The following is a 17,082-nucleotide window of genomic DNA, read 5'->3' as shown; positions in this document are numbered from 1 at the left end:
ATGAGGAAGCGACGTTTATTCCTCTGGAATATCGTCCCTGACTTCGATCATTTCAGCAAGCTCTTCAAGTGCTTGGACAGAAAGCTCAGACAAGCGTTGTAGGTGTTGGTCTAAGCTCTCTTGTTCTTCAAGCTCTGGTTCATCATTATTTGTTTCTTTTATTAGCATTTCCCAACCTCTCAAGTTGAGTAAGGGGAGCTCTCATCATACTCAAAAGGCAAAGTAGAAAAGAAACGATCTATGTTGATTTTGTTAGCTCGATCATTGATTCAACTTATATATGAGAAGGATGTGTTTAATAAGGAGAGCAAGTGCAAGGTTTTTGGATGCGGGAACAAAAACGCCAGTAATCATGACAATTACTGGCGAGTAATAACGAACATTATGTCGGAGGGTTAGAACAACGGCTTCACACCGAACTGCTCTGCCGCGTAAGCGACGCGTTCAATCGGTTTTGGATACTCAGCAGGTGTGCCAAGGCTCTCTATGTGTTTCAAACGAGGAAGCAAGCCTGCACCATTAGCGATTTGGATTGCCAGACCAGGGCGAGCGTTAAGCTCTAAAACCATAGGTCCTTCATCTTTATCCAGCACCATATCCGTACCCATGTATCCCAAACCTGTCATTTCCCAGGCACTTGACGCAAGCTCCAGCAAGCGCTCCCAATGCGGTACTTGAAGGGTCGAAAGGTCTTTACCTGTATCAGGGTGATGAGTCACTGGATGATCGAACTGCACCGCTCTGACGGCTTTACCTGTCGCGATGTCAATGCCTACTCCGACGGCACCTTGGTGAAGGTTTGCTTTGCCGTCGGAAGCCGCTGTAGAACAGCGCATCATCGCCATAACTGGATAACCTTTAAATACGATGATCCGAACATCTGGTACGCCTTCATAACTGAAGCCATCAAAACAGTCATCAAACTTGATTAAGTTTTCAACCACAGCAACGTCATTTTTACCACCAAGAGAGAAAAGGCCAGCAAGCGCATTACTAATGTGACGCTCGACCTCATCCCTACCAATTGTAGAGCCGGAGGGTTTAGTATATACCCCGTTTTTATGAGACGTAACAACCAGAATGCCTTTACCGCCACTACCTTGTGCAGGTTTGATTACAAAACCAGGCCAGTTCTCAACCATTTTGTGGATAGTCTTAACTTCAGCTTGGTTATGAATGACACCGATCAGGGCAGGAACTGTTGCTCCTGCTGCCTGTGCAATAATTTTGGTCTTTAGCTTGTCATCGACAAGTGGGTATTTAGAACGATCATTGTAACGGCCAATATAGCTGTGGTTACGCTTGTTCATCCCCATAATGCCTTTATGGCGAAGCTTAGACGGCGAAGTAAAACTTTCGAACATCGTTTAGTCCTCCGCTAGTGGTTTGAAGCGTCGTAGCTCAGTGAGGCGGTAACCTGTGTAAGTACCTAGTAATAGAATACCGGCCAGAACAATCAACTGTAGACCAATGAAGTTAAAGGTTAAGTGTTGAATGTATGAGTTCGTCATTGCAAGGTAAACTAATACCGCTGTCAGCAATGAACCACCACCTTGCAGAGCAACTTCCTTCGCACCTTCTTCTTCCCATAGGATTGACATACGTTCAATCGTCCAAGACAAGATGATCATAGGGAAGAAGGTAATTGTTAGGCCTTCCGTTAAGCCCATCTTAAACGCAACAACGGTGAACACCGAGATGATCATGATAACGGTAATAATGACCGCAGATATCCTTGCTACCAGCAATAAGTTCAACCTAGACAAATAGCTTCGAATAATCAGGCCTGTACCTACAATTAGCAAGAAACCGACAATACCCGTTAATAGTTGAGTTTGAACAAAAGCAACGGCAATCAACACAGGCATGAAGGTACCGGATGTTTTCAGGCCGATAATAACACGCAAGAACACAACGATCAGAGCACCAATAGGGATGAGCATGATGGTTTTGAACATCGCTTGCTCTTCCAAAGGTAGGCTATGAATTGAAATATTCAGTAATCCATCTGCTTCTATTTTGTTGTTTGTAGCTTGTTGTGGTGTCATTTCTTGCTTAATCATCGAGAAATGCACTTGGCTATTTTTACCACCAACAAGGTCAAGTAAGGATACGTTTGATTCATCCCACACTAACAAGTTGGGTTTCACTGCTTTTTGTTCGGATTTTGGCGAAAACAGTACCCAATCTTTACCTGACCAAACCTGAACCATTGGTTGAATTGTTTGGCGTCGACGACCATCTTCTAGTTCGATAACACCGACGGTTTTGCTCTGTATACCTGCGGTAAGCAAAATATTATGCAGTGCATCAGTACGGCTGAAATCGTTCAGTAGTAGCGACGAGTTTTGGCTATCTGGGTCATTAAGCGCTTTGATAAGCTCACGAGTAAACGTCACATTATCGGCTGAGCGACTCATCGCACGTTCGATAAGGGCATTTGCCGCTGCTGCTTGTGGTGCTGATAGCGTTGGTGGCGTAATGTCTTCCGTTGGCGGTAAAGGAGTGACTTTAGCCTGAGGGTCTACTAAGAACTGGGCTTTGTAGTATATGGTTTGTGGCCCTTGAGCTTGGCGAATTGACCATTCTGCACGACGGCCTGAATCGTCATTGATGTAGGAAACGCCATAACCTGATGAGGAAGCAGATTCACCGATAAGTGTGTAACCACTTTGTGTATGAGGTGCTGCAAGTGACGCTTTTACTTCGTTGCCGTTAGCATTGAACTCAATACGAGCTTCTACATCCCATACCTGGCGAGTTTCGCCTGGCGTCCAAGGCACGCCGTAGTTTTCATGTCTGAAAACACTCAGAGCAATGCCCGCAATCACCAATAAGATGATAGAAAGGTAAAACGGTATTTTTGACGTCATAATCTACCTTATTATTTTTTATCTTCGTCCGTTTGGATATAGGTACGACTTACATCGACAAGTGCTATGTCGCGCATAAATTCTCTACCCAGTAAAATAGGATGGTTCATATGTGAGCGATCTGCCAACGTAAATTGCGCTTTTTCATGAATTTTTCCAACGCGCACCCAAAGTTCTACCACAGCGCGGCGTTCTAACTCTTCACTGGTAACCTGGCGGATTTTGACGTAGCGAATGACAGGAGCTTCGATCCAAGTACTTTTCTCTTCTTCGGATTTACTGGTGTCTGCTAAGTGGAATCGGACCCATTTTTTGCCATTTCTTTCGAACTCTTCAATATCAACGGCATTTAAAGACGACGTCGCGGCACCAGTGTCGATACGTGCATCAAAAGTTTGCTTAATCGACTCTACAGTGACCTTTTCGATAGAGCCAAGGACAATATCGTGAGTTGGGGTTGGTTCCACAGGAGCGGGAGATTGGACAATAATCGGCTCTTTCGGTTTTTTTACTTCTGCCATTGCTTCATCGCGAAATGTAAGAAGTTCAACCTGTAGTTTATCGACTTGTTCTTCAAGGCTGTCGATATAGTCCGATTGGTTGCTGAGCTGTAGCTCTAGGTTGGTAATGCGATTATTGACATTCGCTTCTGAATTTTGAATCGCCGCTAACGTTTCTTGGTGGTACTGTTCGCCTTTGGTTAGTGAGCATCCAGATAGTAAGGCGATGGCAACAATCGGGGTCAATCGTAATAACATTGAAAACCTTGGGATTGGATTAAGTTGTTTATTTTTTAGGAGTTTAGCTTATATCGATAAAGCCTCACAAGTAAGAATGTTTCTCTATTACTTATTGTTTGAGGAATAGTGATGAAAAGCCAAAAATCAAGGACATAAAAGCGCATCCTTATTTAGAGCGTGCTTATATTTTGACGTGAAAAATGGATTCAAAAATCAAACTCGCTCATTACGAGGAAAGAGGGTAATGTCTTAACTCGTAAAATGAGTTAAGACAATGTCAGGAATCTCAGCGAATTATGATTTGCGAGCGACAAGAACCGCGCGGCGAGGGGCAGGGTAGCCTTCTACAGTCTTGCTTGGGTCGTTCGGATCTAAGTAGTCAGGTAGAGAGTTATGCGTCATCCAATCTGTGGTACGTTGTTCATCTACGGATGTGATGTTTTCATCAACGATACGAACATCTTCAAAACCGACCAATTCTAACCACACTTTTAGGGCTTTTGCTGAAGGGAAGAAATAGACATTACGCATTTGCGCGTAACGAGAAGTCGGGACCAGTACTGCATTCTCATCACCTTCAATCACGAGTGTTTCCAATACGAGTTCACCACCAGGTACCAATTGATCTTTTAGTTGCACTAAATGATCGAGAGGCGAGCGGCGATGGTAAAGCACGCCCATGCTGAATACCGTATCGAACGCTTCTAACTTAGGTAGTTGTTCAATACCCAATGGCAATAGGTGTGCACGTTGGTCATCGCCCATTAGTTTACGAATTGCTTCGAACTGAATTAGAAACAGGTGAGATGGATCGATACCGACAGTTAAGCGTGCACCTTCGCCTAGCATGCGCCACATGTGGTAGCCGTTACCACAACCTACATCGAGTACGCTGCGATTTTTTAATGGTGAAATATGCGGAAGCACGCGGTCCCATTTCCAATCACTGCGCCACTCAGTATCAATATGGATGCCGTGTACGTTGTATGGGCCTTTGCGCCAAGGATGGAATGTACGAAGTAAGCTTTCTAGCTTTTTAAGTTCCCCTTGAGGCATGGGCTCATTGTTTGAAATCGTGACAGAATCAACAATGTCGATGTTGTCCGGTCTACCCGCTGGGATTTTGTTCAGGGCTTTCAACCAGCGACCAAAGTCACCGTGCTCTGCATTTTGCCAATCCGTTAGCTGTTGTGGAAGCACATTAAGCCAAGGTTGAAGACGGGTGTCTTGGGCAATCAATTGGTAGAAATTTGCAAAGTTAAACATAGTTAGTTAATCGCTGAGTTGATGGGTATAAATTATTAACAAAAGCCGAAATCGGTATGGTTCAGGCTTGGTATGCATGGTCTATTTAATCGCGAACATGGAGCCGAAGTTAAAGCATTGGAACCAAACGTCATAGCTAGAAAAGCCAATTTTAGCGAAACGCTCTTTATGTTCTTTCTTTGAATCTGGGCGCATTACGTTTTCTATCGCGCTGCGCTTTTGGCTGATTTCTAGTTCGCTATAACCATTCGCACGTTTAAAGTCGTGGTGAAGGTCAATTAACAGCTCGTTCGACACTTCATCTTCGAAGACGAATTTCTCAGATAGAATCAAAATGCCGCCCGGACGAAGGCCAGCGTAAATTTTTTCGAGCAAGGAGTAACGATCTTCTGGAGAGAGGAATTGCAAAGTGAAGTTCAACACCACCACTGACGCGTTTTCAATTTCGATATTGCGAATGTCTGCTTCTACTACATCCACAGGAGTGTCACTGCGGTAAGCGTTGACGTGAAGTTTACAACGCTCAACCATTGCAGGAGAGTTGTCCACTGCGATGATTTGGCAACCTTCTTGTTTGATATGGCGACGCATAGACAATGTTGCAGCACCCAAAGAACAGCCAAGGTCATAGATGTTTGAGTGAGGTTTTACAAAACGCTCTGCCAGCATACCGATTGCAGAAATGATATTGCTGTAACCCGGTACCGATCGTTGAATCATGTCAGGAAATACTTCCGCTACGCGTTCATCGAACGTGAAATCCCCAATTTTATCGATTGGAGCCGAAAAAATAGTATCTGGATTGCTCTTAGGGTTCATAACTAAGTCTCTGCATACAAGCCGCCTGAAAATGTCAGGCACCAAAAAAGGCGCGTATTTTATGGGAATTTCGCGCCTCTGTCATGTGTTGCGTTAGAACATCTGTAACTGCGAGTTGCCATCGTCAGCTGGGAAAGGTGATAACTCAGGGAGTGTGATACGCTTTTGTATGTCTTTATATAGGTTTGCGGCCAACTCTGGCGCAATTATATTGTCTGCGGTATGGATCATGACATATGGCTGTTTACCTTCGGCAATCCATTGTGGCAACTTGTTGAGCCATGGTTTAAAAAACTCGTAATTTTGTTGTTCTTCTGGATGACCAATAAAGCGAATCAAAGGATGTGAAGCGGTAGCAATGGCGTGAACAGGGACTCGTGGTTTTTTCATTTGTGCATCAATAATCGCCTCATTGTCGGGCTTAGCGGCAAAGACTGGGCGGCTATCCATAATAATGCGGTCAATATTATTCTCTACTAACCATTGGTTAAGTGCTCGCTCTTCTTCGCCTTTGGAGAAAAATGCCATATGGCGAACCTCAACACCGAGAGGGAAGTTAGGTGGAAAGCCCGCGCAGAACTTTTTCAGTCGATCAAGGTGCTCAGGACCAAATGCGGCTGGTAATTGAATTGTCCATTGGCCTACACGGTCATGCAAAGGCTCCATGACTTTCATGAAGTCTCTCAGTTGTTCGCTGCAACCTCTTAGCATTTGCTCATGAGTAATGGCTTTAGGAAGTTTGAAAGTAAAGCGAAAATCATCGTGGGTTGCGGCTCTCCAGTTTTGCACTGTATTGAGCGTCGGTGTGGCATAAAATGTCGTGTTGCCTTCCACGGTATGAAACACTTGCGCATACCTTTCTAAACGTTCAGCGGGCTTTGTCCCGCTGCCGTAAAAACTTTGTTGCCATTGATTGTGCGACCACATCGTCAATCCAAGTCGAAGAGGTAAGTTATCCATTATTCTTTACTGCTTGCTACTCGTGTGAATACTTTACGAGAGTTTTGCTGAAATAGGTAATTTCACGCTATAATCCTCCCCAATTTTTTCGCTTTGGTGCGCTTTTGAACATTTGTTGTACTAAAAAGCACCAGTGAATGATAAAACACACGTAATTGTATGTTGAGTAGTCGATTTTCGTGGACATTCAGCGTATAACTGAATCTTTACTCTGCTTAGCAATGAGGCTGACAGAGCGTAGTTAACAACATTTGAGAGATTGGGAATTTCATTATGCGTACCCATTACTGTGGTCACCTGAACAAGTCCCTTGCAGGACAAACTGTAGAACTTTGCGGCTGGGTTAACCGTCGTCGTGATTTAGGCGGTCTTATTTTTATTGATATGCGAGATCGCGAAGGTATCGTTCAGGTAGTTGTTGATCCAGATATGGCGGATGCGTATGAAGTGGCGAACACACTTCGTAATGAATTCTGTATCAAACTAACGGGTGAAGTGCGCGTTCGCCCAGAGAGCCAAGCAAACAAAGACATGGCAACAGGTGAAGTTGAGATCCTTGCGAAAGGTCTTGAAATCATCAACCGTTCTGATGTTCTGCCTCTAGACTTCAACCAAAAGAACTCTGAAGAGCAGCGCCTGAAGTACCGTTACCTAGATCTACGTCGTCCAGAAATGAGCGACCGCATCAAGCTACGAGCTAAAGCGTCTAGCTTTGTTCGTCGTTTCCTAGATGACAACGGTTTCCTAGACATCGAAACACCAGTCCTAACAAAAGCGACTCCAGAAGGCGCTCGTGACTACCTAGTACCTAGCCGTGTTCACAAAGGCAGCTTCTACGCGCTTCCTCAGTCTCCACAGCTATTCAAACAACTTCTAATGATGTCTGGTTTTGACCGTTACTACCAAATCGTTAAGTGTTTCCGTGATGAAGACTTGCGTGCTGACCGTCAACCAGAATTCACTCAGATCGATATCGAAACGTCATTCATGACGGCTGACCAAGTTCGTGCAACGACTGAGAAAATGGTTCGTGAAATGTGGCAAGAGCTACTAAACGTTGACCTAGGTGAATTCCCAGTAATGCCGTTCAGCGAAGCGATTCGTCGTTTCGGTTCTGACAAGCCAGACCTACGTAACCCACTGGAACTAGTAGACGTTGCTGACCTAGTGAAAGACGTTGAGTTCAAAGTATTCTCAGGTCCAGCAAACGACGAAAAAGGCCGCGTTGCCGTTATTCGCGTTCCAGGTGGTGCTTCTCTGACTCGTAAGCAAATTGATGGCTACGGTGAATTCGTTGGCATCTACGGTGCGAAAGGTCTAGCTTGGATGAAGGTTAACGACCGTGCAGCGGGCATGGAAGGTATCCAATCTCCAGTCGCTAAGTTCCTAAATGAAGACGTGATCAACGGCATTCTAGATCGTACTCAAGCGGAATCTGGTGACATTATCCTATTTGGCGCTGATAAAGCGGGCATCGTTGCAGAAGCAATGGGTGCGCTACGTTTGAAACTAGGTAAAGACCTAGAGCTAACGGATGAGTCTGCATGGGCTCCACTATGGGTTGTTGACTTCCCAATGTTCGAAGAAGATGACGAAGGCAACCTACACGCGATGCACCACCCATTCACATCGCCTCTAGGTGTGACTGCAGAAGAGCTAAAAGCAAACCCAGCTGCGGCAAATTCTAACGCTTACGATATGGTTCTAAATGGCTACGAAGTGGGCGGCGGCTCTGTTCGTATCCACAACGCAGATATGCAAGAAGCCGTATTTGATATTCTAGGCATCACACCTGAAGAGCAACAGCTTAAGTTCGGCTTCCTGCTTGATGCGCTGAAATTCGGTACGCCTCCACATGCTGGTCTTGCATTTGGTCTAGACCGTCTAGTAATGCTGCTATGTGGTACAGAGAACATCCGTGATGTTATCGCGTTCCCTAAAACAACAGCAGCGGCGTGTCTACTAACAGACGCACCAAGTATTGCGAACCCAGCAGCGCTAGAAGAGCTAGCAATCGCAGTAACTGCAGCGAAAGAAAAAGACGCAGAATAAGCGCACAACATTTGAAGAAAACTCCCGCAACTGCGGGAGTTTTTGTTTAAATAAACCCAAGAAACTTCCAAAGCAATTTCCCAAGCAACGCTTTTAGAACATGTTTTGTTATTAAGCGTCAAAATACATTAAAAGGTGAATTATGGCTGGTCATAGTAAATGGGCGAATATTCGTCACCGTAAAGCAGCGCAAGATGCGAAGCGCGGCAAAATTTTTACTAAATTAATCCGTGAAATCGTTGTTGCGGCAAAAGAGGGGGGCGGTGAGCCAGAAAATAACCCACGTTTGCGAGCAGCAATTGATAAAGCACTGTCTAACAACATGACACGTGACACTGTCAACCGCGCTGTCAGCCGAGGTGCTGGTGGTGAAGGCGACGACAACATGGAAACCGTGATCTATGAAGGTTATGGTCCAGGTGGTACGGCGGTCATGGTTGAATGTATGACGGATAACCGAAATCGTACGGTATCTGGCGTACGCCATGCATTCTCAAAGTCAGGCGGTAATCTGGGGACGGATGGTAGCGTCAACTATCTTTTCGACAAGAAAGGCGTGATTTCATATGGCCCAGGTTTAGATGAGGATGCGGTAATGGAAGTGGCATTAGAAAGTGGTGCTGATGACATTGAAACGGCAGAAGATGGCTCGATTGATGTCTACACGGCCCCAGGCGACTTTGGACTCGTAAAAGATGCCCTTGATGCCGCAGGTTTTGAGGCAGAGAACGCTGAGGTGTCGCTGATCCCATCTACGAAAGCAGATTTGGACGCGGATACTGCGCCAAAACTACTTCGTTTGATTGACGCTTTGGAAGATCTGGACGACGTTCAAGAGGTTTATCACAATGGTGATATCTCTGACGACGTTGCGGCTACGCTAGATTAAACTCAAGGGGTCGGGAGCGGTATTTGCTCCGAAGTTAGCAAGTAATAATAAAAAGACTGAGGCCGAATTAGGCCTCATTTTTAGGAACATTCATGTCAATTATTTTGGGCATTGACCCAGGTTCGCGCATTACCGGCTATGGGGTCATTCGTCAAAATGGACGCCACTTGCAATACCTTGGTAGTGGCTGCATTCGTACTTCAGAAAAAGAACTTCCGGGTCGGCTTAAACAGATTTATGCAGGCGTCACGGAAATCATTACCCAGTTTCAACCGGACGTTTTCGCGATCGAGCAAGTGTTTATGGCCAAAAACGCGGATTCAGCGCTAAAACTTGGCCAAGCTCGTGGCAGTGCAATTGTTGCTGCGGTGAATGCGGAGTTGCCGGTATTTGAATACGCGGCTCGTCTTATTAAGCAAGCTGTCGTCGGCACTGGTGGCGCGGACAAAGCGCAAGTTCAGCATATGGTTCAGCAGATGCTTAAATTGCCCGCCAAGCCTCAAGCGGATGCAGCCGATGCTTTAGGTGTGGCGATTTGTCATGCCAATACTAACAAGACTCTCGTTGCGTTAGCGGGCAAAGCAACCAGTGCCAGAAAAGGGCGCTACCGTTAAAATTAACTGGATGTCTATCCAGTTCTTTATTATCCTGTCGCAAATTCATTTCCAAAGAGTATTTATAGTGATTGGACGTCTTCGTGGCACACTGATTGAAAAACAACCACCTGAAGTATTAATTGAAGTTAATGGCATTGGTTATGAAGTCCAGATGCCAATGAGCTGTTTTTACGAGCTGCCAAATGTTGGCGAAGAAGCCATTATTTATACTCACTTTGTCGTCCGTGAAGATGCACAATTGCTATACGGTTTCAACACAGTAAAAGAACGAGCACTTTTCCGTGAAGTGATCAAAGCCAATGGCGTTGGTCCTAAACTCGGTCTTGGTATTCTCTCTGGTATGACAGCAACGCAATTTGTTACTTGTGTGGAACATGAAGACGTTTCTACGCTGGTTAAGCTTCCAGGCGTTGGCAAGAAAACCGCAGAGCGATTGGTTGTTGAAATGAAAGACCGATTGAAAGGGTGGGGCGCTGGCGATCTATTTACACCATTTACGGATGCTGCTCCTGCGGATTCTGGTGCGACATCCAACAACGCGGAAGAAGAGGCAATTAGCGCACTTCTAGCTTTGGGTTACAAGCCGACTCAAGCATCGAAAGTGGTGTCTCAAATTGCTAAACCGGACATGAGCAGTGAGCAAATGATCCGTGAAGCTCTAAAATCAATGGTGTAACGCTGGTTTCACAGTGAGCATTTGTTCAAGATAACTCATTCTCTAAGGTTAATGCCAATCGCTTAACGATGTTTTTTGTGTCATTCCAGCGAGCCTAGCGAGACTGGGAATCTAATAGCAGCACGCTGAGCGGTTAATGAAACAATTTGACCATAAACCGCTCGGATAGAAGATCCTGTATCACGCTCCTTCGTCGCTGTACAGGATGACGAGATATAGAAATATGCCACTTGCTGTTAAACGAGCGGCATTATTCTCTCAGGTAACCATTTTTCAAGGTAAAAAGATGATTGAAGCCGATCGTTTAATCGCGCCAGAAAACCCTGCCTTTCGTGATGAAGATGTCATTGACCGTGCTATTCGGCCAAAAAAATTAGCGGATTACCAAGGTCAGGACCATGTCCGTGACCAAATGGAGATCTTCATTAAAGCTGCTCAGTTACGTAGCGAAGCACTTGATCACCTTTTGATTTTTGGTCCCCCAGGTTTGGGTAAAACCACACTTGCGAATATCGTTGCCAATGAAATGGAAGTGAACATTCGCACTACTTCAGGCCCTGTACTTGAGAAAGCAGGCGATTTGGCCGCGCTGTTAACCAACCTCGAAGAAAACGATGTGTTGTTCATCGATGAGATTCACCGCTTGAGCCCGATGGTTGAAGAGGTGCTGTATCCGGCGATGGAAGATTATCAACTGGATATTATGATCGGTGAAGGTCCGGCCGCTCGTTCTATTAAGATCGATTTACCACCATTTACGTTAATTGGTGCGACGACCCGAGCGGGCTCTTTAACGTCACCATTGCGCGACCGCTTTGGTATTACTCAGCGCCTTGAGTTTTATAAGATAAAAGACCTCCAAGATATCGTGCAGCGAAGCGCGGATTGTTTAGGTTTATCAATGGAACCTGAAGGTGCATTGGAAGTGGCAAGACGTGCGCGTGGCACACCACGTATTGCTAACCGTTTGCTACGTCGTGTTCGTGATTATGCGGAAGTAAAAGGCAATGGTCACATTTGTGCCGATGTTGCCGATAAGGCGTTGAATATGCTTGATGTGGACGCCGAAGGCTTCGATTACATGGACCGTAAGCTACTACTCGCGATTATGGAAAAATTTGGTGGTGGTCCGGTCGGGCTCGACAACATGGCAGCGGCGATAGGTGAAGAAAAGGACACTATTGAAGACGTTCTTGAACCTTATCTTATTCAGCAAGGTTATTTACAACGCACTCCGCGTGGAAGAATCGCGACAGATCGTGCGTATTTGCATTTCGGAATTGAAAAATAAGATTCCCTCGCTGGGCCTTTGTTGCCCAGCGCTTCATTAAAGTTGACCAAACTCACATTTTTTGAATTTTTTCTCATACTGGTTTAGTAAGTAAAAAGCATTGATTGTTAACTCGATGTTTGCTTGCAACTGGTTAATTTCTCTCCTGATTACTCTCTCTTAACATCCGTATCCAATACTGGTTGATCTAGATCAATGTGATGGATTTTTGTGCAAATTCCGCGCATAAACATTGATGTATATCAAAGCGCGTTACGGCTATAAACCTTTTGAAACAATCTGTTTTTACAAGTAATATTAGCCCCAGCTATATTAGCTGATGCTTAACAATTAACTAACCAATGAAGCACATTTTTGCAACAATGAGTTGTGATAATTCAACATTTTTCAAGTGTAAATAACACCTGAATATGGATTGCAATATGTAGAGAGTGTCATTCAGCCGACACATAGGAGTTACCATGATTGACGTAGTTGATCTATCGCGGTTGCAGTTTGCACTGACAGCGATGTATCACTTCCTATTCGTACCATTGACCCTTGGTATGGCCTTCCTTCTGGCCATTATGGAATCGATGTACGTAATGACGAACAAGCAAATCTATAAGGACATGACCAAGTTCTGGGGTAAGCTATTCGGTATTAACTTTGCACTTGGTGTGGCGACTGGCCTTACCATGGAGTTCCAGTTTGGTACGAACTGGTCTTACTACTCCCACTATGTAGGTGATATCTTCGGTGCACCGCTAGCGATCGAAGCACTTGTCGCATTCTTCCTGGAGTCAACTTTTGTTGGTCTATTCTTCTTCGGGTGGGATCGTCTATCTAAACGCCAACACTTAGCGGTTACCTGGCTTGTTGCACTAGGCTCTAACTTCTCTGCTCTTTGGATTCTTATCGCAAACGGCTGGATGCAAAACCCAGTAGGCGCAGATTTCAACTTCGAAACCATGCGAATGGAAATGGTGAGCTTCTCTGAGGTTGTACTAAACCCAGTTGCTCAGGTTAAGTTCGTGCATACGGTTGCTTCTGGTTACACTTGTGGCGCAATGTTTATTCTAGGCATCAGTTCATACTACCTATTAAAAGGTCGTGACATTGCGTTTGCTCGTCGTTCGTTTGCTATTGCTGCTTCTTTCGGTATTGCAGCTATCTTATCTACCATCGTTCTTGGTGACGAATCTGGCTATGAGCTTGGTGAAGTTCAAAAAGTGAAACTCGCTGCAATTGAAGCAGAGTGGCACACTGAACCTGCACCTGCCGCATTTACGTTATTTGGTGTTCCTAACCAGGAAACGATGCATACCGATTACGCAATTAAGATCCCTTACGTAATGGGTATTATCGCGACACGCTCTTTTGATGAGCAAGTAACAGGTCTTCGTGATTTACGTGATGAACACGTCGATCGTATTCGTGACGGCATGTACGCTTATGAACTTCTAGAGAAGCTTCGTGCGGGCGATAAGTCAGAAGAAAACATGACTGCGTTTGATGAAGTGAAAGGTGACCTAGGTTACGGTCTACTTCTAAAGCGCTACACAGACAATGTTGTTGATGCAACAGAAGAGCAAATCCAAGCTGCTGCGGACGACTCAATCCCAACAGTATGGCCGCTATTCTGGTCATTCCGTATCATGGTTGCTTGTGGCTTCATCATGTTGTTTGTCTTTGGTGCGGCGTTTATCCAAACGTGTCGTCAGAAGATTGAGCAGAAACAATGGATTCTAAAAGCTGCACTATTTAGCATTCCACTACCTTGGATTGCAATTGAAGCGGGTTGGTTCGTCGCTGAGTACGGCCGTCAACCTTGGGCTGTAGGTGAAATTTTACCAGTACATGTTGCAGCTTCTGCACTAACTGCAGGTGAAATCTGGACTTCACTCTTCGCAATTCTGGCGCTATACACGGTATTCCTGATTGCAGAAGTTTACCTAATGTTGAAATTCGCTCGTAAAGGCCCAAGTAGCCTGAAAACGGGTCGCTACCACTTCGAGCAAAATGCTGACTCTGTTGAAGACAAAGTTAGTCGCCAAGTAGAAGCGTAAGGTAAGGAGATAACAAGATGTTTGATTACGAAATCTTGCGACTCATCTGGTGGGTACTAATCGGTGTTCTACTAGTTGGTTTTGCAGTAACAGACGGCTTCGATATGGGTGTAGGCGCGCTTGTACCTATCATCGGTAAAAACGACACGCAACGCCGTGTCATGATTAACTCAATTGCTCCTCACTGGGATGGTAACCAAGTTTGGCTTATCACTGCTGGTGGTGCACTGTTCGCAGCTTGGCCTTTGGTTTACGCAACGTCATTTTCAGGCTTCTACTTAGCGATGATTTTGACACTAGCAGCGCTATGGCTTCGTCCTCTGGGCCTAGACTACCGCTCTAAAATCGAAGATCCAAAATGGCGCAATACCTGGGATATCTGTATCTCAATCAGTGGTTTTGTTCCGCCAATCATCTTTGGTGTGGCGTTTGGTAACCTTCTACAAGGTGTACCATTCCAATTGAGTGAGTTCTTGATGCCAACATACCATGGCTCATTCTTTGGTCTACTAAATCCATTTGCACTGTTGTGTGGTCTAGTAAGCTTATTCATGATTTTGATGCAAGGTTCTACTTGGCTACAAATGAAAACAACAGGCGAAGTGCATGTGCGTGCGCGCAACGTTGCTCAGTTGGCTGGTTTACTGACGGTTGCTGCGTTTGTAGCGGCTGGTTTCTGGATCCAAAATATCGATGGTTACGTCATTGTTGGCGGTATCGACACTAACGCTGCTTCTAACCCTCTAAACAAAGAGGTTATCCGTGAAGCTGGTGCGTGGATGAAGAATTTTGAAAACTACCCATTACTATGGGCTGCTCCTGTACTAGGTGTTGCAATGCCGCTTCTCGCTGTATTGGCATCTCGTCTTGAAAAATGTGCGATTTCGTTCATTACTTCAAGCTTGGGTGTTGCTGGTGTTATCTTTACTGCAGGTTTTGCGATGTTCCCATTCATCATGCCTTCAGACTTAATGCCAAGCCACAGCTTAACAATGTGGGATGCAACGTCATCTGAGCTGACTCTGAACCTAATGACAGGCGTTGCGTTTGTTATGGTGCCAATCATCCTTGGTTACACATCTTGGACTTACTACAAGATGTTTGGTCGCCTTGATGACCAGTACATTGAAGACAACAAAAACTCACTTTACTAAGGAGCATTTACTATGTGGTATTTCGCATGGATTCTAGGTGTACTACTTGCTTGTGCATTCGGTATCATCAACGCTCTTTGGCTAGAGCACTCAGAAATGATGGATAAAGACAGTGAGTAACCTCGCTGATAAGGTAGCGAAACTTCACGCACCAATGGATAAGACTCTGCTACGAGTCTTATCTCTCATCCTTGGCTTTATGCACGTAGGATTGGTGATGTGGGACCCTGAAGCTTACCATCAAGCAATTGGTGGTTTTAACTCAATCATCGCACCAGCACTGATTTGGTCTGTATGTTCAAGCATGGTGTATGGGGTGGGCTTCAAGCCAAGAAACTGGTACTGGCAAGTTTTGTTTAGTCCTTATTTCTCGTTAGCTATCTTAATTTATCTAACGGCACTTTATTTCATTTAGGCTGAAATATGCTGTAATAAAGTCGGTTACTAAATCACCGAATAAAAGCTAGGTATCTCGCCTAGCTTTTATTTTTTCTACAAATTTCAAAAATATTTCCTTAGCTCGGTACCAATTGCTGTCGCTTCAGTTATAGTAATTACTTTAAAGAATTGAATATATTGGTACTCCCTTGCAAGGCACATCAAATCTCTTTCACTGGCCGATCACTGTGTACTATGAAGACACTGATGCGGGCGGTGTTGTATATCATTCTAATTATCTAAAATTCTTTGAGCGCGCACGGACAGAGATGTTACGTGCTAAAGGCATTTCTCAACATGTGTTACTGGAACAAAATATCGGCTTTGTTGTCCGACACATGGATATCGATTTCAACCAAGGCGCTAGGCTGGACGAGCATCTGACAGTCGTAACCCGAGTGTCAGAAATAAAACGTGCTTCTCTGCAATTCTGTCAAGAGTTGGTCAATGATCAAGGCAAGATATTGTGCAAGGCCTCGGTTAAGGTAGCATGTATCGATAATAAGAAAATGAAACCAATAGCTATTCCAACCTTTATAAATTCGGAGCTAACAAATAGTGACTGCTGATATTTCCATTTTAGATCTCTTTCTTCAGGCCAGTCTGTTGGTAAAGCTTGTGATGCTGACGTTGCTTGGCATGTCAATTGTGTCATGGGCAATGATCATCAAGCGCAGCAAAGTACTTTCTCAAGCATCAAAAAATGCAGAGCAGTTTGAAGACAAATTTTGGTCGGGTACTGATCTTTCTCAGCTTTACCAAAAAGTAAAAGCGCGTAAAGACGAAATTGAAGGCACAGAAGAAATCTTCTACGCAGGTTTTACAGAGTTTGCTCGCCTACGTAAGAGCAACGCAAATTCACCAGCTTACATCATGGAAGGCACTGGCCGCGCAATGCGCGTTGCTGTTTCTCGTGAAGTAGATGAGCTAGAAACAAGCTTACCGTTTTTGGCAACAGTCGGTTCTATAAGCCCTTATATCGGCCTATTTGGTACCGTTTGGGGCATCATGCACGCCTTTATTGCGCTGGGTGAAGTAAAGCAAGCTACGTTGTCTATGGTTGCACCGGGTATCGCCGAGGCACTTATCGCGACAGCGATGGGGCTATTTGCGGCTATTCCGGCAGTAATGGCGTACAACCGCCTAAGCAATAAAGTGAGTAAACTAGAGCACACTTACGCAACATTTTCTGAAGAATTCCACAGCATCCTTCATCGTCAAGCGATGGCTGGCCGAGACAGCGCGGATAAGGAATAAAG

Annotated in this window: 18 protein-coding genes; 11 read left to right on the top strand and 7 right to left on the bottom strand. The window is 44.9% G+C overall.

The annotated features are described in order from the left end of the window. Window positions 1-15: 15 nt before the first annotated feature. The 7 genes from R7P69_RS09680 to R7P69_RS09650 form a co-directional block, all read right to left on the bottom strand. Window positions 16-168: a hypothetical protein gene (locus tag R7P69_RS09680; protein ID WP_005378381.1), complete on the bottom strand. Its 153-nt coding sequence runs from the start codon at window positions 166-168 to the stop codon at window positions 16-18. 227 nt (window positions 169-395) lie between these two features. Further along, window positions 396-1,364, bottom strand: coding sequence for an alpha-L-glutamate ligase-like protein (locus tag R7P69_RS09675; RefSeq protein WP_005378387.1), 969 nt, complete (start codon window positions 1,362-1,364; stop codon window positions 396-398). Window positions 1,365-1,367: 3 nt separating this feature from the next. Beyond that, a complete protein-coding gene (locus tag R7P69_RS09670) occupies window positions 1,368-2,873 on the bottom strand; it encodes an inactive transglutaminase family protein (protein WP_005378389.1) in 1,506 nt (501 codons plus the stop codon). Window positions 2,874-2,884: 11 nt separating this feature from the next. Beyond that, window positions 2,885-3,631 carry an ATP-dependent zinc protease gene (locus R7P69_RS09665; RefSeq protein ID WP_005378391.1) on the bottom strand — a complete coding sequence of 249 codons (747 nt, stop codon included), beginning with the start codon at window positions 3,629-3,631 and terminating at the stop codon, window positions 2,885-2,887. A gap of 276 nt (window positions 3,632-3,907) precedes the next feature. Then, the gene (cmoB, locus tag R7P69_RS09660) at window positions 3,908-4,879 is read right to left on the bottom strand and encodes a tRNA 5-methoxyuridine(34)/uridine 5-oxyacetic acid(34) synthase CmoB (protein WP_238952261.1); all 972 of its coding nucleotides are present in this window, start codon (window positions 4,877-4,879) and stop codon (window positions 3,908-3,910) included. 81 nt (window positions 4,880-4,960) lie between these two features. Next, a complete protein-coding gene (gene cmoA, locus R7P69_RS09655) occupies window positions 4,961-5,698 on the bottom strand; it encodes a carboxy-S-adenosyl-L-methionine synthase CmoA (protein WP_017635063.1) in 738 nt (245 codons plus the stop codon). 93 nt (window positions 5,699-5,791) lie between these two features. After that, the gene (locus R7P69_RS09650) at window positions 5,792-6,658 is read right to left on the bottom strand and encodes a DUF72 domain-containing protein (protein ID WP_238952262.1); all 867 of its coding nucleotides are present in this window, start codon (window positions 6,656-6,658) and stop codon (window positions 5,792-5,794) included. Between the two features lie 273 nt (window positions 6,659-6,931). Here R7P69_RS09650 and aspS point away from each other — a divergent pair, with 273 nt between their 5' ends. The 11 genes from aspS (at window position 6,932) to tolQ (ending at window position 17,080) form a co-directional block, all read left to right on the top strand. Further along, window positions 6,932-8,710: an aspartate--tRNA ligase gene (aspS, locus tag R7P69_RS09645; RefSeq protein WP_005378401.1), complete on the top strand. Its 1,779-nt coding sequence runs from the start codon at window positions 6,932-6,934 to the stop codon at window positions 8,708-8,710. A 142-nt stretch (window positions 8,711-8,852) separates the two neighbouring features. Continuing rightward, a complete protein-coding gene (locus R7P69_RS09640; RefSeq protein WP_005378402.1) occupies window positions 8,853-9,599 on the top strand; it encodes a YebC/PmpR family DNA-binding transcriptional regulator in 747 nt (248 codons plus the stop codon). Between the two features lie 92 nt (window positions 9,600-9,691). Beyond that, entirely contained in the window at window positions 9,692-10,213 is a 522-nt protein-coding gene (ruvC, locus tag R7P69_RS09635; RefSeq protein WP_005387909.1) for a crossover junction endodeoxyribonuclease RuvC, read from the top strand. Window positions 10,214-10,280: 67 nt separating this feature from the next. After that, window positions 10,281-10,892: a Holliday junction branch migration protein RuvA gene (gene ruvA, locus R7P69_RS09630; RefSeq protein WP_012841979.1), complete on the top strand. Its 612-nt coding sequence runs from the start codon at window positions 10,281-10,283 to the stop codon at window positions 10,890-10,892. Between the two features lie 286 nt (window positions 10,893-11,178). Next, window positions 11,179-12,183, top strand: coding sequence for a Holliday junction branch migration DNA helicase RuvB (gene ruvB, locus R7P69_RS09625; RefSeq protein WP_005378312.1), 1,005 nt, complete (start codon window positions 11,179-11,181; stop codon window positions 12,181-12,183). 461 nt (window positions 12,184-12,644) lie between these two features. Further along, window positions 12,645-14,231 carry a cytochrome ubiquinol oxidase subunit I gene (cydA, locus tag R7P69_RS09620; protein WP_005378311.1) on the top strand — a complete coding sequence of 529 codons (1,587 nt, stop codon included), beginning with the start codon at window positions 12,645-12,647 and terminating at the stop codon, window positions 14,229-14,231. Window positions 14,232-14,248: 17 nt separating this feature from the next. Continuing rightward, window positions 14,249-15,385 carry a cytochrome d ubiquinol oxidase subunit II gene (cydB, locus tag R7P69_RS09615; protein WP_006742909.1) on the top strand — a complete coding sequence of 379 codons (1,137 nt, stop codon included), beginning with the start codon at window positions 14,249-14,251 and terminating at the stop codon, window positions 15,383-15,385. A 12-nt stretch (window positions 15,386-15,397) separates the two neighbouring features. Further along, window positions 15,398-15,505, top strand: a complete 108-nt coding sequence (gene cydX / locus R7P69_RS09610) for a cytochrome bd-I oxidase subunit CydX (RefSeq protein WP_000270284.1) — start codon at window positions 15,398-15,400, stop codon at window positions 15,503-15,505. Continuing rightward, window positions 15,498-15,800: a cyd operon protein YbgE gene (gene ybgE / locus R7P69_RS09605; RefSeq protein ID WP_005378304.1), complete on the top strand. Its 303-nt coding sequence runs from the start codon at window positions 15,498-15,500 to the stop codon at window positions 15,798-15,800. Before cydX ends, ybgE begins: the two co-directional genes overlap by 8 nt. Window positions 15,801-15,972: 172 nt before the next feature. Continuing rightward, complete coding sequence (gene ybgC, locus R7P69_RS09600; protein WP_017820044.1) at window positions 15,973-16,392, top strand: tol-pal system-associated acyl-CoA thioesterase; 420 nt, start codon at window positions 15,973-15,975, stop codon at window positions 16,390-16,392. Then, the gene (gene tolQ / locus R7P69_RS09595; RefSeq protein WP_005378301.1) at window positions 16,382-17,080 is read left to right on the top strand and encodes a protein TolQ; all 699 of its coding nucleotides are present in this window, start codon (window positions 16,382-16,384) and stop codon (window positions 17,078-17,080) included. The genes ybgC and tolQ overlap by 11 nt, the downstream gene beginning before the upstream one ends. Window positions 17,081-17,082 lie beyond the last annotated feature (2 nt).

This window comes from Vibrio sp. 661 (assembly GCF_033339315.1).
Classification (GTDB): domain Bacteria; phylum Pseudomonadota; class Gammaproteobacteria; order Enterobacterales; family Vibrionaceae; genus Vibrio; species Vibrio alginolyticus.
Note: the sequence above shows the minus strand (reverse complement) of the source record. Positions and strands in the feature narration are given on the sequence as shown.

What these genes read in the sequence shown, in the direction of transcription:
- R7P69_RS09680 (WP_005378381.1), bottom strand. Translation starts at nt 168, where the DNA reads ATGCTAATAAAAGAAACAAATAATGATGAACCAGAGCTTGAAGAACAA.
- cydA (WP_005378311.1), top strand. Translation starts at nt 12,645, where the DNA reads ATGATTGACGTAGTTGATCTATCGCGGTTGCAGTTTGCACTGACAGCG.
- cydX (WP_000270284.1), top strand. Translation starts at nt 15,398, where the DNA reads ATGTGGTATTTCGCATGGATTCTAGGTGTACTACTTGCTTGTGCATTC.
- aspS (WP_005378401.1), top strand. Translation starts at nt 6,932, where the DNA reads ATGCGTACCCATTACTGTGGTCACCTGAACAAGTCCCTTGCAGGACAA.
- cmoA (WP_017635063.1), bottom strand. Translation starts at nt 5,698, where the DNA reads ATGAACCCTAAGAGCAATCCAGATACTATTTTTTCGGCTCCAATCGAT.
- ruvC (WP_005387909.1), top strand. Translation starts at nt 9,692, where the DNA reads ATGTCAATTATTTTGGGCATTGACCCAGGTTCGCGCATTACCGGCTAT.
- cydB (WP_006742909.1), top strand. Translation starts at nt 14,249, where the DNA reads ATGTTTGATTACGAAATCTTGCGACTCATCTGGTGGGTACTAATCGGT.
- R7P69_RS09665 (WP_005378391.1), bottom strand. Translation starts at nt 3,631, where the DNA reads ATGTTATTACGATTGACCCCGATTGTTGCCATCGCCTTACTATCTGGA.
- ruvB (WP_005378312.1), top strand. Translation starts at nt 11,179, where the DNA reads ATGATTGAAGCCGATCGTTTAATCGCGCCAGAAAACCCTGCCTTTCGT.
- R7P69_RS09670 (WP_005378389.1), bottom strand. Translation starts at nt 2,873, where the DNA reads ATGACGTCAAAAATACCGTTTTACCTTTCTATCATCTTATTGGTGATT.
- R7P69_RS09675 (WP_005378387.1), bottom strand. Translation starts at nt 1,364, where the DNA reads ATGTTCGAAAGTTTTACTTCGCCGTCTAAGCTTCGCCATAAAGGCATT.
- cmoB (WP_238952261.1), bottom strand. Translation starts at nt 4,879, where the DNA reads ATGTTTAACTTTGCAAATTTCTACCAATTGATTGCCCAAGACACCCGT.
- R7P69_RS09650 (WP_238952262.1), bottom strand. Translation starts at nt 6,658, where the DNA reads ATGGATAACTTACCTCTTCGACTTGGATTGACGATGTGGTCGCACAAT.
- R7P69_RS09640 (WP_005378402.1), top strand. Translation starts at nt 8,853, where the DNA reads ATGGCTGGTCATAGTAAATGGGCGAATATTCGTCACCGTAAAGCAGCG.